The sequence below is a fragment of the Streptomyces marokkonensis genome, from assembly GCF_039539045.1.
GTDB classification, from domain to species: Bacteria; Actinomycetota; Actinomycetes; order Streptomycetales; family Streptomycetaceae; genus Streptomyces; species Streptomyces marokkonensis.
This window is the reverse complement of sequence record NZ_BAABCQ010000092.1, coordinates 1-18,633: the sequence shown is the minus strand read 5'-3', so window position 1 is coordinate 18,633 and position 18,633 is coordinate 1. Positions and strand designations below refer to the sequence as shown.

General features: G+C 70.3%; 20 protein-coding genes and 2 riboswitches. Of the genes, 8 read left to right on the top strand and 12 right to left on the bottom strand.

What is annotated here, in order from left to right; genetic code table 11:
* Positions 1–208: 208 nt before the first annotated feature.
* The gene (locus tag ABEA26_RS22040) at positions 209–730 is read left to right on the top strand and encodes a pyridoxamine 5'-phosphate oxidase family protein (RefSeq protein ID WP_345594715.1); all 522 of its coding nucleotides are present in this window, start codon (positions 209–211) and stop codon (positions 728–730) included.
* On the opposite strand, the gene ABEA26_RS22035 is transcribed toward ABEA26_RS22040, so the two are convergent.
* From ABEA26_RS22035 to ABEA26_RS22025, 3 genes are all read right to left on the bottom strand, one after another.
* Positions 717–974, bottom strand: a complete 258-nt coding sequence (locus tag ABEA26_RS22035; RefSeq protein WP_345594714.1) for a hypothetical protein — start codon at positions 972–974, stop codon at positions 717–719. The two genes, ABEA26_RS22040 and ABEA26_RS22035, sit on opposite strands and share 14 nt — an antisense overlap.
* Before the next feature lie 136 nt (positions 975–1,110).
* Positions 1,111–1,812: a cation efflux transmembrane domain-containing protein gene (locus ABEA26_RS22030; RefSeq protein WP_345594713.1), complete on the bottom strand. Its 702-nt coding sequence runs from the start codon at positions 1,810–1,812 to the stop codon at positions 1,111–1,113.
* Positions 1,813–2,148, bottom strand: coding sequence for an ArsR/SmtB family transcription factor (locus ABEA26_RS22025; RefSeq protein WP_345594712.1), 336 nt, complete (start codon positions 2,146–2,148; stop codon positions 1,813–1,815).
* Positions 2,149–2,331: 183 nt separating this feature from the next.
* On the opposite strand from ABEA26_RS22025, the gene ABEA26_RS22020 reads away from it, so the two are divergent.
* Positions 2,332–2,814 (top strand): hypothetical protein, encoded by a 483-nt coding sequence (locus ABEA26_RS22020; protein WP_345594711.1) that lies wholly within the window; start codon positions 2,332–2,334, stop codon positions 2,812–2,814.
* Between the two features lie 164 nt (positions 2,815–2,978).
* Here the strand turns inward: ABEA26_RS22020 and ABEA26_RS22015 are convergent, their stop codons facing one another.
* The 5 genes from ABEA26_RS22015 to ABEA26_RS21995 all read right to left on the bottom strand — a co-directional run bounded on the left by ABEA26_RS22015 (position 2,979) and on the right by ABEA26_RS21995 (position 8,445).
* Complete coding sequence (locus ABEA26_RS22015) at positions 2,979–3,545, bottom strand: TetR/AcrR family transcriptional regulator (RefSeq protein ID WP_345594709.1); 567 nt, start codon at positions 3,543–3,545, stop codon at positions 2,979–2,981.
* Positions 3,546–3,672: 127 nt separating this feature from the next.
* Positions 3,673–5,451: a tetratricopeptide repeat protein gene (locus ABEA26_RS22010; RefSeq protein WP_345594707.1), complete on the bottom strand. Its 1,779-nt coding sequence runs from the start codon at positions 5,449–5,451 to the stop codon at positions 3,673–3,675.
* A 608-nt stretch (positions 5,452–6,059) separates the two neighbouring features.
* On the bottom strand, positions 6,060–6,758 hold the full coding sequence (locus tag ABEA26_RS22005) for a (2Fe-2S)-binding protein (RefSeq protein WP_345594706.1): 699 nt from the start codon (positions 6,756–6,758) through the stop codon (positions 6,060–6,062).
* 35 nt (positions 6,759–6,793) lie between these two features.
* The gene (locus tag ABEA26_RS22000) at positions 6,794–7,201 is read right to left on the bottom strand and encodes a (2Fe-2S) ferredoxin domain-containing protein (protein WP_345594704.1); all 408 of its coding nucleotides are present in this window, start codon (positions 7,199–7,201) and stop codon (positions 6,794–6,796) included.
* 42 nt (positions 7,202–7,243) lie between these two features.
* Positions 7,244–7,432: riboswitch (cobalamin riboswitch) on the bottom strand.
* 26 nt (positions 7,433–7,458) lie between these two features.
* Entirely contained in the window at positions 7,459–8,445 is a 987-nt protein-coding gene (locus ABEA26_RS21995) for a ferric reductase-like transmembrane domain-containing protein (RefSeq protein WP_345594702.1), read from the bottom strand.
* A 48-nt stretch (positions 8,446–8,493) separates the two neighbouring features.
* On the opposite strand from ABEA26_RS21995, the gene ABEA26_RS21990 reads away from it, so the two are divergent.
* The 6 genes from ABEA26_RS21990 (at position 8,494) to ABEA26_RS21965 (ending at position 13,875) form a co-directional block, all read left to right on the top strand.
* Positions 8,494–9,366 carry a hypothetical protein gene (locus ABEA26_RS21990; RefSeq protein ID WP_345594700.1) on the top strand — a complete coding sequence of 291 codons (873 nt, stop codon included), beginning with the start codon at positions 8,494–8,496 and terminating at the stop codon, positions 9,364–9,366.
* Positions 9,326–9,446, top strand: a riboswitch (cobalamin riboswitch). It overlaps the preceding gene by 41 nt.
* Positions 9,447–9,494: 48 nt before the next feature.
* Entirely contained in the window at positions 9,495–10,520 is a 1,026-nt protein-coding gene (locus ABEA26_RS21985) for an ABC transporter substrate-binding protein (RefSeq protein ID WP_345594698.1), read from the top strand.
* Positions 10,517–11,632, top strand: a complete 1,116-nt coding sequence (locus tag ABEA26_RS21980; protein WP_425587879.1) for a FecCD family ABC transporter permease — start codon at positions 10,517–10,519, stop codon at positions 11,630–11,632. The genes ABEA26_RS21985 and ABEA26_RS21980 overlap by 4 nt, the downstream gene beginning before the upstream one ends.
* On the top strand, positions 11,629–12,414 hold the full coding sequence (locus ABEA26_RS21975; RefSeq protein ID WP_345594697.1) for an ABC transporter ATP-binding protein: 786 nt from the start codon (positions 11,629–11,631) through the stop codon (positions 12,412–12,414). Before ABEA26_RS21980 ends, ABEA26_RS21975 begins: the two co-directional genes overlap by 4 nt.
* An 88-nt stretch (positions 12,415–12,502) precedes the next feature.
* Entirely contained in the window at positions 12,503–12,835 is a 333-nt protein-coding gene (locus tag ABEA26_RS21970) for a glyoxalase superfamily protein (protein ID WP_345594696.1), read from the top strand.
* 182 nt (positions 12,836–13,017) lie between these two features.
* Positions 13,018–13,875: a MerR family transcriptional regulator gene (locus ABEA26_RS21965; RefSeq protein ID WP_345594694.1), complete on the top strand. Its 858-nt coding sequence runs from the start codon at positions 13,018–13,020 to the stop codon at positions 13,873–13,875.
* Positions 13,876–14,205: 330 nt separating this feature from the next.
* On the opposite strand, the gene aztD is transcribed toward ABEA26_RS21965, so the two are convergent.
* The 4 genes from aztD to aztB form a co-directional block, all read right to left on the bottom strand.
* Positions 14,206–15,408: a zinc metallochaperone AztD gene (gene aztD / locus ABEA26_RS21960; protein WP_345594692.1), complete on the bottom strand. Its 1,203-nt coding sequence runs from the start codon at positions 15,406–15,408 to the stop codon at positions 14,206–14,208.
* Positions 15,409–15,495: 87 nt separating this feature from the next.
* A complete protein-coding gene (aztC, locus tag ABEA26_RS21955) occupies positions 15,496–16,455 on the bottom strand; it encodes a zinc ABC transporter substrate-binding protein AztC (protein WP_345594690.1) in 960 nt (319 codons plus the stop codon).
* Positions 16,452–17,690 (bottom strand): hypothetical protein, encoded by a 1,239-nt coding sequence (locus ABEA26_RS21950; RefSeq protein ID WP_345594688.1) that lies wholly within the window; start codon positions 17,688–17,690, stop codon positions 16,452–16,454. Before ABEA26_RS21950 ends, aztC begins: the two co-directional genes overlap by 4 nt.
* 10 nt (positions 17,691–17,700) lie before the next feature.
* Positions 17,701–18,597, bottom strand: a complete 897-nt coding sequence (aztB, locus tag ABEA26_RS21945; RefSeq protein WP_345594686.1) for a zinc ABC transporter permease AztB — start codon at positions 18,595–18,597, stop codon at positions 17,701–17,703.
* Positions 18,598–18,633: the final 36 nt, after the last annotated feature.

The following is an 18,633-nucleotide window of genomic DNA, read 5'->3' as shown; positions in this document are numbered from 1 at the left end:
TCCTGACCACCTGCCGGACAGCCCGCTTCATGAAAGCGCGAGGTTGACGCTCCAGGGTGAGGACGGCAGCGGCGACGACCGTGTCCCGGCGTTCGTCCCCCACCTGTTGCCATCCACGCAGCACCGAGCGGAACCCGCGCGGAGCAACCTCACCGCTGCTTCATCAACGACGACAGAGGGTGTCGGGTTTACGGCCGACGATGGACGTATGCGCGAAACCCCAGAAGAACTCGACAAGCTCCAGTCCCTCCTCGACTCCTCCCTCTCCGGCTCGACCGCACACCTCCGCTCGATCGTCGAGGGCCGCACCATCACGGCGGCGCAGCTCACCGGGGTCCTCACCGGCATGTGCACGCTCGCCCTCTCCACGGTGACCGCAAAGGGCGAACCTCGGATCAGCGGCGCCGACGGGCACTTCCTGCACGGCCGGTGGCACTTCGGCACGGCGCGCAACGCCGCCAAGGCCCGTCATCTCGCGGCCCGTCCGGCCGCCAGCGTCGCGCACATGCGCGGCGAGGACCTCGGCGTGTTCACCCACGGCACGGTGGAGGAGCTGAACCCCGAGGACGCCGAGACCACGGCCGACTGGCAGGTACTCCTCGCCTACTTGAAGGACTTCTACGGCGACGACGACGCCTTCGACTGGAACCGCGAGGTCGTCTACTACCGGCTGAACCCGCACTGGATGACCGTCTACGCCCCCGACCTCGACAAGCTCACCGGCACGTGACGCCGGGCCCGTCGACGAGGGCCTGCACCTGCGCGTACGTGGGTGCGGGGCCGGTCGACGGCGCGCCGTCGCGTACCGCCAGCACCGTGGCGAGGGCCTCGCCCAGCGCCCGCCGAACAGCAGCGACCCGAGGCTGCCCCGCCCCGGCCGGGTCGGTGACAGCCGGGCCGACGCGTAGTTCGGAGAACTCGCCGCCGTCGAACAACCCCGACGCGGCGAGGGCCCCGCCTACCTGACCACGCACATCCGACCCCTGAACACCCGAGCACCAGGAGGCGACCATGCCCGCCGAGGATGCTGGTAGTTCCGGCCATCAGAAGTTGCGCAATAAGTGCCTCAAGGGCGGCTCGGTGTACCCGATCCGCCCCTGGCGCCGGTTTTCAGCAGCAGTCACAACCGTTGGCGCAACTGCAGGTTGCTGCGGTGCTCGCGGCAGGGACGTGAGTGGTGGGTGCGCAGCAGCCTTTCCCTTGCCAGGCATCGCGGCCTTCCTTGACGGCGATGGCGGCGATGACGAGGGCGGCGATCGGGTCGGCCCAGGACCAGCCGAGCAGCAGGTTGGCCAGCAGGCCGACGAGGAGCACGGCGGAGAGGTAGGTGCACAGCAGGGTCTGTTTGGAGTCGGCGACCGCGGAGGCGGAGCCGAGCTCACGGCCGGCCTTGCGTTGGGCCGCCGACAGGAAGGGCATGATCGCGAGCGAGAGGGCGGCGAGGACGATACCGGGAATCGAGTGGTCGGCCTCTCCTGTGCCGGTCAGCACGCGGACGGCATCGACGGTGACGTAGGAGGCGAGCGCGAAGAACGACACAGCAATGATCCGCAGGGTGCGCTGCTCGCGTGCGTCGCGGACGGCGGGGTCGCGGGCGGAGAACTGCCAGGCGACGGCTGCGGCGGAGGAGACTTCGATGACGGAGTCGAGTCCGAAGCCGACCAGGGCGGTCGATGAGGCCAGCGTGCCGGCGGTGATCGCGACCACGGCTTCGATGACGTTGTAGGCGATGGTCGCGGCGACGAGCAGGCGTATGCGCCGGGTGAGCGTGTCACGGTGTGCAGGGCTGGGGCTGAGGGATGTCGCGGTCATTCAGCAACAGCCCTTCTGGTCCGCGTCCGGGCAGGTCTTGTCTGCTTCGACGGCGACGACTGCTGTCCGCAGGTCGTCGAGCGCGTGGCCGAGGCGTTCGTCGGCGAGTTCGTAGCGTGTGCGTCGGCCGTCGGGGACGGTGACGACCAGGCCGCAGTCGCGCAGGCAGGCCAGGTGGTTCGACAGCCGGGTGCGGGAGACTTCCAGGGCATCGGCGAGGTCGGCTGGGTAGGCGGGAGCCTGACGGAGGGCGAGCAGGATGCGGCAGCGGATGGGGTCGGCGAGGGCGCGGCCGAACCGCGCCAGCACCTCGATGTCAGCAGCGAGTGTCAGCACCTCCTGAGAGTACATCGAAACCTGAATTCAGAGAATCGTGGATTAGGGACGGTCGACTACGGCCTTGGGACTGGTGGGATCGCATGTTGAGGTGTCGTGTATTCGCCGGCCATCCACGACTTCGGTCACGGCGAGTAGCTGGTTCAGGGTGGTTTTCCGCGAGCCAGGCTGGGATGATGCGGTATGGCGAGCGATCTGGCGGAGCCGTCAGCTTCGGAGTTGGCTGAGGGCATGCGCGCTGCGCTCAGGCATGCTCGGTGGGACCCGGACGGTGATCCGGCGGTCGCCGTTGATGTGCTGGGCGCCTTGGTCGAAGGCGTATGCGGTCCGATCGATTCAGTGGCGGCCGGGCAGATCGTTTTCGACTCGGAGGCTATGGGAACGGCGTACCTGTTCTGTGCTTCGATGAACAAGGCCCTTGATCGGAATCACCCGGCGCAGCCGCCCGCTCACCGGGGCTTGTCGATCACGGAGCATCTCGCCTTCGTGCAGCCCCTGCTGCCAGGATTCCATCGGCGGCAGCAGGAGGTACTACAGCTTCTGGACCGGGAGTTTCCGCCGCCCTTGGGGCCGATCCCGGCGTCGGCACGCTTGCTGGACAGGGCGATGCTGCACAGGTCCTTGAAGTTCTTGCCGCCGAACGGCTTGCCGCCATTGGCCACATAGACGTCGGCTCGCGCGGCGGCCTGAGCGTCGAGCGGGTCCGACTTCCCCAGCAGACGGCGGGCCGACCGATCGGGCCTGCTGCGCGTGCGGGGAGTGCAGTGAGCAGTGGGGTCGCGCGGCTGTGGGGTCCGTGTGCGGTGGACGGCGTGCGGACCCCGGGGGATTCAGGCGGGACGGGCCGCCGCGAGCACCGCGTCCGTGATCGACTCGGCGTACTCGTCGGTGAGCCGGTCGAAGTCGAAGAGCAGCGCGTACCACATGGGACCGTAGATCAAGTCGATGAGGACGTCGTCGTCGGGGCAGGTGACCTCGCCGCGCTCCCGGGCGCGCGCGATGATTCCGCGGAAGAGATCCCGGCGGGGGTTGATGACTGACTCGACAGCCAGCCGCGCGAAGTCCGGTCCCTGTGCCGCCTCCGCGGCGACGGCCTGGCTGAAGGCCTTGTCGCTGTAGCGATGCAGGTCGAACGCCGCCCGCACCATCGGCAGCAGATCGCTCCTGAGGCTGCCGGTGTCCGGTACCGGGAACACCTCACGTCCGACCGAATCCAGGGCGTCGAGCAGCAGCTCGCCCTTCGAGGCGTAGCGGCGGTAGACGGCCTGCTTGGACACGCCGCTGCGGGCCGCGACGCCTTCCATGCTCATGCCCCGGTAGCCGCGTTCCGTGACGAGCTCCAGGGCCGCTTTGCGGATCGCCTCGTCGCGAGCCGGATCCCGTGGTCTTCCTTGCACGTCATCAGCCTACGGCAGTTCCGTAACGGTGCGTGCGGGAATTCGGTGCGGTGCCGGACACGCCCTCGGTGCTCCACACACGGCGGCGTGGAGCACCCAGGAGTGGCCCGGCCGGGCCGGGCTCACGTCACTGTGCGCGACAGGAGCACGCGGTCGTGCCGGAGACCCGGCCGTCATCGGCGTTCTGGGCGTCTTCGGCGTCCTGTTCATCCTGCGGGCCGCAACACCCGGAATCCGCCCCGTCCTCGAAGGCGCTCAGCCTGCAGAAGCAGGAGGCCGCGACGGGGACGTCGGCCGAGGCGACGGCGATGTCGCGGGCCAGGGCGATCTGTCCGGCCTCCGCGTATCGCCCCTGGAGGGTGAGGCACTCGTGGAGTCCGTGCAGGCTCCACACGTTGTTGGGATGAGTGCGGCGACGGGCGAGGGTGCGATCCAGGTAGAGGTCCGCGCGGTAGACCGCACCGGCCTCTTCGATCCGGCCCTGTTCCATGGAGAGCGCGCCGTAAGCGTGGCGCACCGGCTGGAGCCAGGCCGGCGGATCGGTGTAGGGCAGTGCGTCCTCCGCATCGATGGCCCGCTCGAGGGCGGTGAAGGCGGCCTCGAAGTTGCCCTTGCGGTACTCGAGTTCGCCCTCCAGCATCCCGGCGGCGACCTCGAGGACGTCGACCTCCTTGGCCGGCACGGCGTTCCACCGGGTCCCGGGCACCGTGGCGCGAGCCGATGCGAACTGGTCTCGGGCCGCCTCGGCCTCGGTGATGCGGCCGAGCGCGGAGAAGGCGATGCCGCGCGCGTAGTGGATCATCGCGGTGGTCGAGCAGAACAGCTCCCGGTCCTGCGGGAGTTCGAGCTCGAGGATCTCCTGCCAGCGGCCGAAGCGGATCAGGACGTGCGGCAAAGTGGTGCGGTAGCTCTCCATCAGGTCGGCCATGGGCGGGCTGTCGATCCGCAGGAGTTCCGGCGTGACGAGTGCGTCGATGCGGCGGGCGGCGTCCAGCGCCTCGCGGGACCTTCCGGACATCATCGCGCCGTAGGCCAGGACGCACAGGTTGTGCGCGCGGTAGAGCGCGTACCAGTGCCGGCTGTTCTCTCGTGCGAAGAAGCGGTCGTCGGCCGCGATCGCGACCGCGTTGGACTCCACCACCCGGCGCCAGTCGCCGCAGGCGGCGTCGATGTGCGTGGACATGTGGGCCATGTGCCCACCGTCGGGGGCCAGGTTCCGCAGCCGGTCGGCCGCGGGAAGAGCGGTCTCCGGGAACGGGGACATCTCCATCAGATGGACGTAGAGATGGTTGAGAGCCGGATGCCGGTCTCCGCCCGGCCGGGCGAACGCGAGCTCGATGACCTCACGGGCCTCCAGAGTGCCGTAGCCGACCGGCTCCCCCGTGTCCAGGTCCCACAGGGCGCGCGGGCTCACACACAGCAGCGCGTCGGCGAACAGCGCCACGGAATCCAGGTCCTCCGGGTGAGCCCGGTAGACCTCGCGCATGGCGTCGGCGTACGCGCGGTCGAGGGCGGCGAACCCGTCCGGCCCCTCGGGGAGGCCATGACGCGGGAAGCGTGCCGCCATGGCCTCGATCAGGGCCCGCTCGAAGGGAGCGCACAAGACGGAGGCTGCGCGCGCCCGCTCCAGGGCGCCGTTGGCACAGTCGACGGAGGCCTTCAGGTCGGTGGCGTCGAAGAATCGCCAGGCCTTGTTGTAGTTGGGGCCCTTGGCGAAGGCGATCCCCCAGTGGGCCATCGCACACTCGGGGTCCTCGACGACAGCCTTCTCGAAACAGCGCGCGGCTTCCTCGAAGTTGAAGCAGTACGCCCACAGCAGGCCACGGTCGAACCACACCTGTGCCTGCGGCGAGGACGTGGTGACGGTGCGGCGATGGTCGCCGAGGTCGTAGTACGTGTCGGTCACGGTGCTGACTCCGATCTCGGATGAGTGGGCACGGCGTACGGGGCGCCCCGAGCAGCGGAGGCCGGGTCGTTCCCGCGCGGTTCCGTGCGTATCCTTATTCAATACGCACCGTACCGTATTTAAAAAAGGTCCTCATGCCTCCTCGGCGTCACTCACGGCTGGAAGGCGATGAAGAGCATCGCCGAGGACGAGTGAACCCACCGGCACCGCGCCGGTAGTCAGCGCGTGCACGGCGGCGGGAGGACTCCCGCGCCGAGCAGAGTTCCGAGGGTGCCCGCCGCCCAGGACGCCTTGCGACTTCCCGCGGTCAAAGACACCGGCACCGGCCGGCCCGGATCCTTCGAACGGACCGGTGACGTCGTACGCCGGGTGCACCTGCGGTGTTCAAGTCCCACGCCTGGCCCGAGACCCGCGCCTCCCTGGAGAACCTGGTCGCCGCCGCCCGCAGTGAGCTGTCCGCTTTCTGACCGAGGAACGCGGTGGGCCGGGACACCACAAGCGTCCCGTCCCCGTGCCACAGCGCCGTCGTGACCAAGGTGTGCCACAGCCTCCTCCGTCCGCCCCGTCCGCCCCGTCCGCCCCGTCGGCCGGGCGGAGACAGCGGTACCTCACCGCGGCACACCTCCGGCCAGCCCGCAGTCACCGCACTTCAAGCCGTTCGGCGCACGGTAGTAGAGGCAGCAACTCCGGCGGCGGAACACGAGGTCGGGGCGGACGAGTACACCGGTGCCCGACAGGCGTCCGGTGTTCAGCAGCGCGGTCGTGAGGCCGGTGAGCGGTCCGCGTTCGGCGGGACGGAGTGTGTGCAGGGCGTGGGCCGCCCCGGCGAGCGCCGACGCCGAATTGCCGTCCAGCAGACGCGGGGCGACTTTGACGCGCAGTCCGTCGGCCAGTGCCGACAGATGATCCGTCACCTGCTCGTACAGGACGCGGACGGGACCGTCATCGAGCCGGTCGGCGTACCAGCCGTCCGGGCGGGGCACCCGGAGAGCCGGTCCGTCTTCGGCCCGCTGCAGTCCCTCCAGGTCGGGGACGATCCCGTGCAGGACGACGCAGGCGAGTGCCGGTGACCAGAGGCGGGCGGCGTGGCCGAGCTGGGCGATGGATACGGCGACGCGTGGCTCCGGAGTGCGGTGGCGGCGTGCGACGGCTGCGGCGAGGTCGGTGAAACCCGCGGCATAGGAGCGGGCGACCGGATGCCAGCCGTCGTCCGGTCCGCCGACCTGCAGGGCGAAGAAGCCGTCGAGGCCGGCCACGTCGTGCAGGGCGGCGGCAACGGACGCCGTCGAGGCCCGGGCTCCGTGCACGGCTTTTGTCCTCCCTCCGGCTTCCGTCCGTACGGTCAGGAGGCCGTACGCCGTCGCCGCGGCGGCGTGATGGCGTACAGGTCGAGGATGTCCGGCAACGGTGCCACGCCGGGGCCGCCCGCGCGTGCCCAGGCGGCGATGTCCTCGGTCGCGTCCGGGTCGTTGACCAGCCCCAGCCAGACGGGACGGGCACCGGCCACCCTGCCCTCGGCTGAAGGCAGTACGACGATGACGTTGGCCTGGTCGCAGACGTCGAGGCAGTCGGAGACGCGTACCGGTGCCGCGGTGCGCAGGCGTTCGGTCTGGGCCGTGTGGTCGACGCCGGTCACTTTGGGGCTGCCGCAGCAGCAGTCGCGGCACACGACGATGCGGCACGGCACCTTGCCGGCCCCCGCTTCGGCCCTCGCGTCGTGAGTCGTTCGTCCGGTCGGCGTTGCGAGCATGCGGTGCCGTCCCTCTCTCCGGGGAGCTCCGCCCCGGTGGTCCGTCGAGGAGGCGACCGCGTGAGTCTCCTGGCTCTCGGGTCGATGCTCGTCCCGGCCTTCCCGCCCGCTGCCGGGCAGTGGCCTGTCGGGACGCGCTCGCCGATCACAGTGGCGGGACCGCGCCGGTTTCACACCGGCTTCCTCGTTCCGCCGTCGCCTTGTCGCCGGACATCATCCCACCCCGGGACGCCGTGCCAACCGACCGGTGCCGGCCCTCAGTCCGTCTCCTGGGAGTGCGGGGCCGTCGCGGGCGGATGGGTCGGGCGGTCCCGTCCGCCGTCGCGGCCGGACACCACCACGATGACCAACCCGACGATGACGGCTCCGGCGACGACGCGTCCGACCGCACGCGCCCACCAGGCCGGGCGGGCCGCGCCCATGCCTCCCTTCGGCGAGCCCAGCCGTTCAGCCCGCCGGGCAGGTCTCAGCAGACGCAGCAACAGCAGCCCCGCGACGGGTACTTGCAGCAGCCACAGGACAGTGCGCGGCCATTCCCCGTACCAGACGTTGGTTCCGTACAGGAGCGTATGCCACACGCTCAGCACGTAGACGACGATCACGAAACGGTGCAGCCGCCGCCAGGTGTTCGCTCCGATGCGGTGCCGGACGTAGAACAGCAGCCCCAGCGGAATCGCCAGGTACAGGGCGCCCTGCCCGAGCGGGATGGCGATCCGGCCGGTTCCGGAGTCGTACCAGCCAGGGACGAAGCTGTCGGCGAAGCCCACCCACAGCCGCTCGGCCCAGTCCACCTTCGTCTCGTAGCGCACGAGTTCCGCCGCGAACATGAGCGCGTGGGCGAACATCAGCGCCATCGTCGTCAGACTCGTGGTGCGGTGCCAGCGCTCCAGTACCTGCCGGGAGACCGGCAGCCGGGCAGGGCGTGGCCCCGACAGCAGCAGACCGAGCATGACCGTGCCCCAGGCCCACAGCAGTCCCGACCATCCGAACGCCTGGCTGAGCAGGTACATCCAGTAGGTGCCGGCATCGTCCATGAACGGCATGACCGCGACGGTGTCCGAAGCACCCGACTCCATGCGCGCCCACAAGAACGCGAACACGAGCGCCGTGACCACCACCGCCGCGGAGGCGTCCGGCAGGGCGGAGCGCAGATCGCCGCGCAGCGCGACGCGGTCCCCGGGGGGCCGTCCCCGCCCGGGCGGCGCTTCTGCCCCGTCTTCGTCCGGCCTCGCTTCTGACGTCATCAGGGGCCTCCCGGGCACGGGCCACCGCGGCAGCGGTGCGCATGTGTCGTGAGGCAGCAAGTCTGGCTGATGGGGCAGCGATCCTCAGAGGTGATATCCAGCCAGAGCCGCCACGACACCTGCACAGGGGACACGCGGACATCGCTGGAGAGCCGGCTCGATCGGGTGCTCGCCGCCATCGACTGCACCGACCGGTTCGCTCACGTGGAGTTCGTGCTGACCGCCGACGGCCCGGAAGTGGTGGAGGTCAATCCCCGCATCGGGGGTGCGCTGGTCGGGGAGGGTCTGTGCCGGGTGCTCGGCGTCAACGCGTACGAGGCGATGATCGAGTCCGCGCTCGGTCGCCGCCCCGGTCCGATGGACGCGGACTGCCCCGGCGGTCCGGCCCTCGCCTCTGTTCTCGGCTACCCTGCCGCCCCCGGGGTGTTCACCGGCGTCAATGGGCTCGACCGGCTCGCCGACATGCCGGGAACACCCGCCTGGTACCCGGTCCTCGCGATCCGGGCGCTGGTCCTGACGTGCTGCGGTGTCGCGCTCCACCTGCCCGCCAACAAGGCGTACCTCGTGCACGGCGTCGACGACGAGCGCCGTCCGGCGTTCCTGTCGGCGGGCAACGCGACACTCAACGCCGGGACGGCGGTCGGCCCGCCCATCGCCGGACCATTCGTCCTGCCCTCGCCCGGCCGGCTGTTCGCGGCCGTCACGGCGCTGTTCCTCGCGGTCACAGCGGGACACGCACGGCTGTCCGGAACCGGCGGGGCGGGACGCACCCCACCGCGCGAAGCGTGCCGAAGGCGCGGGGCGTACGGCCGGCCCGCACGCCCTTTCGCCGCCGGCTCGGAGGAACGTAGGATCACCTGGTCATCGCCGCGACGGGAGACAGGAAGCCGGTGCGAATCCGGCACGGTCCCGCCACTGTGACCGGGGAGCGCCCCTCCGACATGCCACTGCGCACGGCGCGGGAAGGCGGAGGGAACGTCGATCCGGGAGTCAGGACACTGGTCCGTCGCGGGCCCGTCCCAAGGAGCGCGGACTCCAGGAGGCTTCACGTGTCCCAGCTGTTCACCCCTGCCCGCACGCGCGGGTTCCTTCGTGCCACGGCCGCTGCCGTGTCTCTCACGTCAGTGCTGCTGACCGCCGGCTGCGGTTCGTCCGACGAGAGCCGTGGGGACGCGAAGGCCGGCGCGGCCGTGCCCGCGGGCTTCCCGGTCACGATCGACAACTGCGGTGTGAAGACGACGTACGACAGGCCGCCGTCGCGGGTGGTCACCATCCACCAGCACCCGGCCGAGCTCATGCTCGCCCTCGGCCTGAAGGACCGCCTGGTCGGAACGGCCTTCCCCGACTCCGCCGTCCTGCCCGAGCTGAAGAAGGACTACGAGTCCGTCCCGGAACTGGCGGAGAGGGAACCGTCCTTCGAGACCGTCCTGGACGCCGAACCCGACCTCGTCCTCGGCGGCTACGGCAGCGCCTTCGACGAGAACGAGGGCCGCTCCCGCGAGGCGTTCGCCGACGTCGGCATCGACACCTACCTCAATCGCGAGTACTGCGGCGATAAGCGGGTGACGATGAAGGACACCTACGCCGAGATCCGCACCATCGGCACGATCTTCGGTGTCCCGGACCGGGCCGACGAACTGGTCGCCGACCTCGAAGGCCGCGTCGGCAAGGCCGCCGGCAAGGTCGAAGGCGAGCCCGAGGTGCCCGTCTTCGTCTACGACAGCGGCGACAAAAGCGCCTTCACCGCGGGCGGCAAGAGCCTGGGCACCGAACTGATCCGGCTGGCCGGCGGCGACAACGTCTTCACCGGCCTCGACGACGTCTTCGGTGACGTCTCCTGGGAGCAGGTCGTCGAGCGCAAGCCGGAAGTCATCGCCATCTATGACTACGCCGGTGCCGAAAGCGTCGAGGAGAAGAAGAAGTTCCTGCTCTCCCAGCCCGCGCTCGCCGACGTACCCGCCGTCAGGAACAAGCGGTTCGTCGTCCTGCCGCTGACCGCCACCCTGGTCGGCATCCGCTCGGCCTACGCGGTCGAGGACCTGGCCCGCGGGCTGCACCCGAAGAGCTTCCGGTGACTCAGGCCGCCACCGGCGCGCACGCCGAACGGACGGTGCAACGGCAAGACGCCACCGGCTCGGGAACAGGCCGTACGCGGCTGGCCGTCACACTGCTGGTGCTCACCGCGTTGCTCGTCGTCTCCGCCACGGCGGGCCTCGCGATCGGCTCCGTACATGTACCGCCGGGCCAGGTGTGGGGCATCGTGACGCACGCGCTGGGCGCCGACTGGCAGGAACCGGACTGGTCAAGAGCCCGGGAGACCATCGTGGTGGACGTGCGGGCGCCGCGGGTGCTGCTCGGTGCGGTCACCGGCGCCGGCCTGGCGGTGATCGGCACCGCGCTGCAGGCCCTGGTGCGGAACCCTCTCGCAGAGCCGTACCTGCTCGGCGTCTCCTCCGGGGCGTCGCTCGGCGCGGTCTCGGTGATCGTGTTCGGCGTCACCCTCTTCGGGCCCCTCTCCCTGTCGGTGGCCGCCTTCGTGGGCGCCCTGGGCGCACTCCTGCTCGTGTACGCCACCGCCCGCACCGGCGGACGCATCACCTCATCGCGGCTGGTGCTGTCCGGGGTGGCGATCGCGGCGGTGCTCACGGCCGTCCTCGATCTGCTGCTGCTCACCACCGACCGGGGCAACGAGGCCCGCGCGGTCCTCGCCTGGACCCTCGGCGGCCTGGGCGGGGTCAACTGGGGCACGCTGTGGCTGCCCAGCACCGCCCTGCTGCTCGGTGTCGGCGTCCTCATGGCGCAGGCCCGCAACCTGAACCTGCTGCTGGCCGGCGAAGAAGCGGCGACCACCATGGGTCTGGACGTGGCCCGGTTCCGCGCCCGGCTGTTCGTGCTGCTCTCCCTCGTCACGGGCGTGCTGGTCGCGGCGGCCGGACCGATCGGCTTCGTCGGCCTGATGATGCCCCACATCGTGCGCCTGTTCGTCGGCGGCGACCACCGCAGGGTCCTGCCGACAGCGGCACTCGGCGGAGCGGTCTTCCTCCTCTGGGCCGACATCACCGCACGGACGGTCGCCGCCCCGATGGAGATACCCGTCGGTGTCCTCACGGCCCTGTGCGGCGGACCGTTCTTCCTGTGGCTGATGCGCCGCGACGCCCGGCGCGGCACCGACCGAGGAGTGGCATGACCGCGACCGCACTGGACGTCGACGGCGTCACGCTCACCGCCGGAGCCCGCCACCTGGTGCGCGACGTCTCCCTGACCGCCCGCCCGGGCGAGACCATCGGGCTCGTGGGCCCCAACGGCAGCGGCAAGTCCAGCCTCCTGCGCACCGTCTACCGCGTCCTGCGCCCCGACACCGGCCAGGTCCGCGTCGACGGCGGCGACGCCTGGTCGCTACCGGTGCGACAACTGGCCCGCACCGTGGCGGCGGTGGTCCAGGACTCGGCAGCCGACTTCGACCTCGCCGTCCGCGAGGTCGTCGCCATGGGCCGCACCCCGCACAAAAGACTCCTCGCCGGCGACACCCCAGAGGACGCCGAACTCATCGACTCCGCACTCCTCGCGGTCGACGCCGTCCACCTGGCCGACCGCCCCTTCGACCGGCTCTCCGGCGGCGAGCGTCAGCGCGTCCTCATCGCGCGCGCTCTCGCCCAGCAGCCCACCCTCCTTGTCCTTGACGAACCCACCAACCACCTCGACATCCGCCACCAGTTGTCCGTGCTCGGCGCCCTGCGCCGACTGCCCGCCACCGTGCTGCTCGCCCTGCACGACCTCAACCTGGCCGCCTACTACTGCGACCGCCTCTACGTACTGCGCGCCGGTGAGGTCACCGCCTCCGGACCGCCCGTCGAGATCCTCACCCCGCGGCTTCTGGCCGAGGTCTACGGAGTGGCGGCGGAAGTCGCCGTCCATCCGCGCACGGGCGCCCCGCAGGTGACGTTCCTCCCCGAAGAGCCACACGACTGAAGGCCCCCGTTACTGCCTCGTGCCCGTCCGCGCGACCCAGTGCCGCATCAGGCGACGTTCGCCCTGGACGGTCTGCGACGATGACGCCATGGACGAGGACGTCGTTCCCGTTCTTCGCGTCGAGGACGCCGCGACGGCGGTCGCTTGGTACGAGCGGCTGGGCTTCGCCAAGCAGTGGGAACACCGCTTCGCACCGGGACTTCCCGCGTTCGTCGAGGTCGCCCGGGGCGGGGTGCGGTTGTTCTTGTCGGAGCACAAGGGCGATGCCCGCCCCGACACGCCGGTCCACCTCCGCGTTCGCGATGTCGAGGCCATCGCCTCCGAGTTCGGTGTACAGGCGAGGGACGCTCCGTGGGCGCGTGAGATCGAGCTGCACGGCCCTGACGGCAACCGGCTTCGGATCGGCACACCGGCGGAATGACACTCTCCGGCAATACGTAGCAGGGAAGTTGTGCCGGTGGCTGAGCGAGTACACGTCCGCGAGATCGATGACGACGACGAGCAGCGCCTGCTGCGGATCACCCGACGGGGCAGCGGTTTGCATGTGCCGTAGCGGCATGTGGTCCAGTGGGCGGCGAGCACGACATTGAGAGGTTCCCTCACATGCCCCTTCCTGCGATTCCCCGCCGGGTCAAGATCGGCGATGCCGCCGCGTTCGCCGGGACCACGCCCCGAGCCATCCGCCACTACCACGCCATCGGGCTCCTCGCCGAACCGGAACGCGGCAGCGACGACCGCCGCCGTTACGGATACGACGACATGATCCGCCTGCTGTGGATCCGCAAGATGGCCGATGCGGGTATCTCCCTGGACGACATCCGGGCCGCCTTCATGGGCACCACCGGCATCGAGCAGTCCCTGGCCCGCCTGGAGGAGTCCCTCGCTTCCAAGGCGGCCGCCATCGAAGCCCAGCGGGCCGCCGTGCACCGCCTCCGCGAGGTGGGCGGCCCCCTGGGCCTGCTCTCACCGCTGGTCACCGGCCGCCTGCGCGATCTACCGCCCGGAGCCCTGCGCTCCGCCGACCTCGATACCCTCCTGGTCACGGAGCGCATCTTGGGCCCCCTGGGCGCCGCTGTCCAGGCCGACCGGTTCATCGTCCTGGCCACCCACCCCGAGCTGCGGGCCGAGGAAGACCGCCTGACCGAGGCCGAGGCGGCCCTGGACGACACCATGTCCCCCGACGACCCCCGCATCGAAGACCTGGCCGCCCAGCGATGTGATCACGAGACCGCCCTGGCAGCCGCCATCGAAAGATCCGGCCTGAACGAGTCCCTCGACGTCCTCCTGGCCCAGGAGGACGAGCACGCCGGCGAGGAAGAAGACGGGGCGAGGATGAGCGTGATGGAGGCCATCGGCAAAATGCCGTACGACTTCTCCCCGGCCCGCGTCCGGTACGAGGAACGTGTCCTCGAACTGTTTCACTCGGCCGATCAGGACGGCGACACCGCACGGACCTCCTGACCGGCGTCGGCCCACGGGGGGCGAGCCCGACAAGAGCGGCCCGGAGTGGTGCGGCGCGAGCCTAACCCCGTTGCCCCCGGCGGCCATACAGGACGAACGACAGCACCGCCCCCTTCGCGCTCAGGCCCTTGCTCATCGAGGTCCACGCGGTCGTCTCGATCGAAAACGGCATCCTGCTCACCCTCGGCCCAGTGGCCTCACCGGTCGGCCTCAAGGGGCACGCCGGCTCTCCGGGACGTTCGCGTGAGTGCCTGGCGCGGGCAGCATGGAACGCCCGTCGGCACCGGGCCGACGGGCGTTCCCGGCAGGGAGTGCGGGGAGCGGTACCGGTCAGTGACCGCCCGCCGTCCCGGACAGTTCGTTGGTGCCCTTCGGCAGTGTCACGGATGTCAGCTTCTCACCCGAGTCCAGGTCGAAGGCGTGCAGTTGACGCCTGCCCGGTTCGGATACGTACGCAGTGTGGTCGCGGACGAACAGGGTGGGCCTGGGCTGCTGCCAGTCCAAGGGCTCGGTCCAGTCGCCGACCGCTTCGATCCTCTTCTCCACCTTTCCGCTCTCCGGGTCGATGACGTGGAGGACACCGTTGGTGCCGAGCACGAGGGCTTCGCCGTGCGGGCCACGGGCGAGCGAGCGGAAGGAGTAGCTGGTGCCGAGCTCGACCAGCTTCATCTTCGCCGTGCGGGTGTCGATCAGCGATATGCGGGTCGGTCGTTCCAGTTCCGCCTCGGGGTCGGTCTTGTAGTCGCCCAGGAGGATCGGGGAGACGTCGCTGCCGGCCTGGTTGCCGGTGCGGGCGTAGTCGTCGGGGGCGTCGACCTTGGTGAACCCGCCGTCCTTGTAGAGAAGTACGCCGTCCTCGCAGCCGAGACCGACCACCTCGCCCTGGGCGGCCGCCTCGCCGTGGACACCTGGGCAGTTCTCTGCGCGTGCGATCTCCTTGTTGTTCTTGTCAAGGACGAGGGCGCCGGTGCGCTTCTCCTCGGTGCCCAGGGTGGTGACGAGTTCGCCGTCGGTCAGTTCGATGGCGACGCCGTGGTGGGCCTCGGCGGAGGTGTAGCTGCGGCCCTCCGGCTGCTTGCCGCCGGCCAGGTCCGCGGGATCGAAGACGTTCACCTCGCCCGTACCGTCGGTGAACAGGACCGTACTGTCGCCGTGCCGGACGACGTGTCCGGGCTTCGATCCCTTGAACTCGGCGTCCGTGAAGGTCTGTCGGGCCGCGTCGAACACGCGGAAGCCGCTGTCGGTGGAGATGATGACGTGGTCCTCGTCGCCCGCCGGGTTGATCCGGTTGAAACCAGGCAGCTCGACGGTCTTCGCCAGCTTCAGGGTTTCGCCGTCGAGGACATACAGTCCCCCGTCGTAGGAGGCGACCAGCGGGTTCTCGACCGCGGTGGTCCCACTGCTCTTCGTCTGCCGCTTCGGCTCGGCGTCGGAGGAGGCGTCGTCGCTGCCGCCGCAGGCGGTCAGCGCCATGGACGCCGTCAGCGCGAGGGCCGTGCCCGTGAGCATTCTGGCGCGTGTCGGCCTGTTCATCGTGTGCATGTCCTCTCCGGCCCTGTGGGCACGGGGATGTGTGGTGGAACGGTCGGCGATCGGTGCGCCGGCCCTCGGGGATGCTGGTCAGTCACCGGTGAGGCCCCCGGCCATGGCCGAGGTGTTGGCGCGCATCATCTCCAGGTAGGTGCCGGCGCCCTTGCCCTTCTCGGTCAGCGATTCGGAGTACAGCGGGACGACGTCCACGTCACCGCCCATTTCCTGGCGCAGGACCTCTGCGAGCCGGGTGGGCTGGGAGGAGTCGGCGAAGACGGTGCGCACGTCGGCCTTCTCCATGGCCTGGGTGAGGGAGCGCAGGTCGGAGGAGCTGGGCGAGGCGAGTGTCGTGCCGCTGGGGATGACCGCGCCGATCACGCGGAAGCCGAAGCGGTCGGCGAGGTATCCGAAGACGTGGTGGTTGGTCACCAGGGCACGGCGGTTCTCGGGGATGGCCGCGAAGGACTTCTCCATCCAGGTGGTGAGGTCGGCGAGCTGCCCGTCGTAGTGTGCGGCGTTGTCCCGGACGGTCTCCTCGTCCACGCCGTCGACGTGTTCCACGACTTGGTCGGTGATCAGGTCGGCCGCCTTGCGCACGCGGTCGGGGTCGGTCCAGAAGTGCGGGTCCGGCTCGCCGGCCTCGTCGTCGGGACCGCCCTCCTCGCCGGCGTGGAAGGTGAGGGGATCCGCCGCCTCGCCGGCCGCGAAGGTGGCCACCCCCGAGGCGCGGGCCGCGTCCACGTGCCGCAGCACGTTCTCCTCCAGGCCCAGGCCGTTGTAGACGACCAGGTCCGCGTTCTCCAGCTCGGCGCCCTGTACGGCCGAGAGGCCGAAGGAGTGCGGGTCGGCGTTCGGCTTCATCAGGACGCTGACGTCCGCCTCGTCCCCGACGATCTCCCGGGTGATGTCACCGAGGATGTTGGTCGTCACCACGACCCGGGGCCGCTCGTCGCCGCCCGCGCAGGCGGTCGCCGTACCGGCGACGACGAAGAAGGTGACCAGGGTCAGCAGCAGGGCACGGACCCGCGCGGCCCCCACGCGTACGCTCATCGGCCCGTCTCCACCATCAGGGACGGCCGGACGTCCAGGTCGAAGGTGCGGGCGACACGGAGGTCGTCGTTGTAGTCGATCTCGTACACGCGTTTGCCCGCGGGATCGTTGAGGTAGGCACGGCTCCGGTCGACCTCGATCACCGGTGTCCCGGTCCTGCCGGTGGTGGGCTCGGGGATGTCCTTCAGCAGACGTTCGGTGACCGTGGTCTCCTCGCCTGTGGACATGTCGTAGCCGTGCAGGGCTCCGTCGGTCTCCAGGACGACGAGCGGGGAGCCTTCACCGCCGGTGTTGGCGGCGACCACAGGGCCGGTGTCCACCCGGGTCCAGGCACGCTCGGTGACGTCCAGGACCCGGACGGCGTCCTTGCCCGCGAGTGCGGTGAGTGTGGCGCTGCCCGGACGGTGCCGGAAGTCCGTGGCCCGTTCCGTCTTCGGCACGTCCTCGCCGTACGGGATCTTCTCCGCGGTGAAGGTTTCGTCGTCCTCGTGGACGAGCAGAGCGCCGTCGGCGCAGCCGAGGACGATCCCCCGCCGGGTGACCGCGTCGCCCTTCGGGTCCTCGCATTCGGACTCCGGGGTGGCGACGCGCTTGCCGGACCGGTCGAGCACGACGACCTTCGCGGGAGCGTCGCCGTCACGCGTGAGGGTGATCAGGTGTTCCGCGTACGGGACGACGGGCGCGGCGTAGGTGCCTGGGAGCTGGTCGGGGGCGCCGAGGGCGCCTTGCTCCAGGTCGGTGCGGGGGTATACGCCCGCTTTGCCGTCTGCTTTCGTTACGACGGTCACGCCCGCGTCGCTGCGGATGCTCGTACCGGTGCCGCCCGGGATGTCGCCCACCTCCTGGATCTGCGCGCGGTAGTAGTGCACGTGGTCTCCGTGGTCGACCGTCCAGGCGCCGCTGTCGAGGACGTGGGTGCCGTCCGTGCCGTGGAAGTAGCCGAAACGGCCGTCGGTGGTGAGTTCGGTGACGCCGGCCCTGCGCGCGCTGTCGTGGGTCTTGCCGGTGATCAGGTCCAGCACTCGGGTGTCGCCCGTGCCGGGGTCGCCGAGGAGGAGCCGGGACTGCTGCTCGGCGGCTTCGGTGGCTCCCTCGACGTAGCCGTGGGGGGTGATGGAGGAAGAAGGGCTCTCGGGGCTGGACTTGGCGTCGTCCTGGCCCGCGCAACCCGCGGTCAGCAGGACCACGGACAGGAGTACCGGTACCAGGGGTGTGGCGTTTCTTCGGACGAACAAGGAGATCGCCTCAGGTTTCGTTCGGTCGGGTCGTGGGGGCGTTCGCGGTGAAGGTGGCGGTACGGGCGGTGAGACCGGCGCGGCGTGCATGACGCCGGTGCTGGAGCCCGGAGGCCAGGTGGGACAGGAAGAAGAGGCTGACGGCGAGGGCGGAGACGGTCGCGCCGGCCGCGGTGCTCAGGTGCCAGGAGAGCAGCAGGCCGCCGAAGGTGGCGGCCGCACCGAGGCCCGCGGCGAGGACCATGACGCCGCGGACACTGCGCGCCCAGGGCAGGGCTGCCGCCGGCGGGGCGATGAGCAGGCCGAGGACGAGCAACGTGCCCACGATGTGGAAGGAGGCGACGATGGCCAGAGCCAGTAGGCCGAGCAGCACGGCGTGCGCCAGTCGGGGACGCAGGCCGAGCGTACGGGCCTTGCGCTCGTCGAAGGCCAGGGCCAGGAAGGCACGGTGACCGAGCGTCGAGACGGCCAGCGCCAGCAGCAGCGCCGCCCCGAGGAGGGCGAGGTCGCTCTCACGTACGGCGAGGACGTCGCCGAAGAGGAACCCGGTGAGGTCCACGGCGAACGACTGCGAGCGCGACACGATGATGACGCCGAGGGACAGCATGCCGACGAAGAGCAGGCCGATACCGGTGTCCTGGGACAGCCTCGGAGTGCGGCCGAGGGCGGTGACACCGGCTGTCATGACGGCCGCACTCACCACCGCCCCCACCAGCAGGTTGCCCCCGAGCAGCGCGGCGACCGCGACGCCCGGCAGGAGGCCGTGGGACATGGCGTCGCCGAGGAAGGCCATTCCCCTCAGCACCACCCACGTCCCCGCGAGGGCACATATCGCCGACACCAGAATCCCGGCCCACAGGGCCCGCTGCACAAAGGCCACCTCGAAAGGGGCCGTCAACCACTCCATACAAGGACTCTACAATGATAATCATGTTCAAAAAAC